This window comes from Oleiphilus sp. HI0123 (assembly GCF_001635315.1).
Window position 1 is genome coordinate 1 of the sequence record NZ_LWGE01001752.1, and the last position, 1,658, is coordinate 1,658.

Below are 1,658 nucleotides of genomic sequence, written 5' to 3' on the forward strand. Positions count from 1 at the left end.
CTGAAGGCTTGATGATTTACAGAGCAAATCCCGGGTCAAAGTTATTACTTTCTGGCTATCATGGGGATGATATTGAATCTCATGCTAAAGCGGCATCACGAGTGGCGATAGCCCTTGGAGTACCCGAGAGCGATATTTATTTGGCTGAAGAGGTAAAGGATACGGCAGAAGAGGCCAGGCATTGGGTTAAATTTATAAACGGTGCCAAATTTGCGTTAGTGACGTCAGCAATGCATATGCCCCGTTCTGTCTATTTGTTTAAGAAAGAAATCACTTTGCAGCAAGGCGAGACTAAGTCATTGCTTGCTTCGCCAACAAATTTCAGGTCATGTGAAGTGAATTGCTTAGGCTGGCGAAGCTGGATACCAAAGTCACGAAACCTGGCAAAAACCGATGCAGCGTGGCATGAGTACTTAGGCTATTTATGGGCGCGCTTAATAGCATAACGTTTGGAAAATTGATTTATGGGTTTAAAAGCGGGAAAAGTTTATCCTACTAGCGAAGGGAAAGTTGGTGTATTAATCACTAACTTAGGTACGCCAGAGGCGCCAACAGCGAAGGCTTTGAGGCACTATTTGTCAGAATTTTTATCTGATCCCCGCGTTGTCGAAATTCCACGGCTAATTTGGATGTTTATCCTGCATGGTATCATTCTTAGAGTGCGGCCCAAGAAGTCGGCTCATGCCTATCAGACGGTATGGGCTGAGCGCGGTTCTCCGCTTAAATATCATACTGAAGATCAGCTTACAGCCTTGCGACAGGCTGTTAATTCAGGCGCAGAGAAGCCATCCATATTGTTCGATTATGCCATGCGGTATGGTGAGCCTTCTATTGCCAGCCGACTTGACCAACTGGCGTCACAACAATGCGATAAGCTTTTAGTGCTTCCTTTATATCCCCAGTATGCCAGTGCCACAGGTGGCTCAACATTTGATGCAGTCGCTAAAGATTATGTTTCCCGCCGCCAGATACCAAGCTTGCGTTTCGTGGCTAGCTACCATAATTACCCACCCTATATTGACGCGATTGTCGAGAGTATTCGTGAACATTGGAAACTGCACGGACAAGCCGAAAAGCTGCTTTTGTCTTATCATGGTTTGCCTAAATTTAGTCATGATAAAGGCGACCCTTACTATACCCAGTGTAATGAAACCAGTCAGTTGATTGCTGAGGCGCTTGAATTAAATGGTGATCAGTATATGACCGTTTTCCAATCACGCTTTGGCGCTGCAGAGTGGCTGCAGCCGTATACTGATGAAACGCTAAAATCCCTCGCGAAGCAGGGGACACGCTTTGTGCAGGTAATTTGTCCGGGTTTTTCTGCAGATTGTTTGGAAACTATCGAAGAAATTGGCGTAGAAAACAGGGACTATTTTCTTGAAGGTGGTGGCGAACGCTATGAATATATTCCGGCCTTAAATGCCAGTGAGGCGCATATCAAGGTGCTGGCAAGTTTAATAAATGAAAACGTGCAAGGTTGGTTGTAATGTGCAGGTCTTTGCAAGCGAGCTAAGGTAATAGGAGTTGATGATGAACTTTTTTAAAATTGCGGTGATGGCGGTATTATTGATTGCCGGTCATGCCCGTGCAGAAATAAGCGTTGAAGGTGAGTGGGTGCGCTTATTGCCGCCGATGGTTAAAACCACTGCAGCGTATAT

General features: G+C 45.4%; 2 protein-coding genes. Both read left to right on the forward strand.

The window, feature by feature from the left end; translation table 11 throughout:
• Positions 1-446, forward strand: a 446-nt coding sequence (locus A3761_RS23665) for a YdcF family protein (RefSeq protein ID WP_197473212.1), incomplete at its 5' end; no start/stop codon positions are given.
• An 18-nt stretch (positions 447-464) separates the two neighbouring features.
• Positions 465-1,487 (forward strand): ferrochelatase, encoded by a 1,023-nt coding sequence (gene hemH, locus A3761_RS23670; protein WP_068751028.1) that lies wholly within the window; start codon positions 465-467, stop codon positions 1,485-1,487.
• The last annotated feature ends 171 nt before the right edge of the window (positions 1,488-1,658 follow it).

Excerpts from the sequence above, each read along its gene's own strand:
- hemH (WP_068751028.1), top strand. The coding sequence starts at position 465 with ATGGGTTTAAAAGCGGGAAAAGTTTATCCTACTAGCGAAGGGAAAGTT.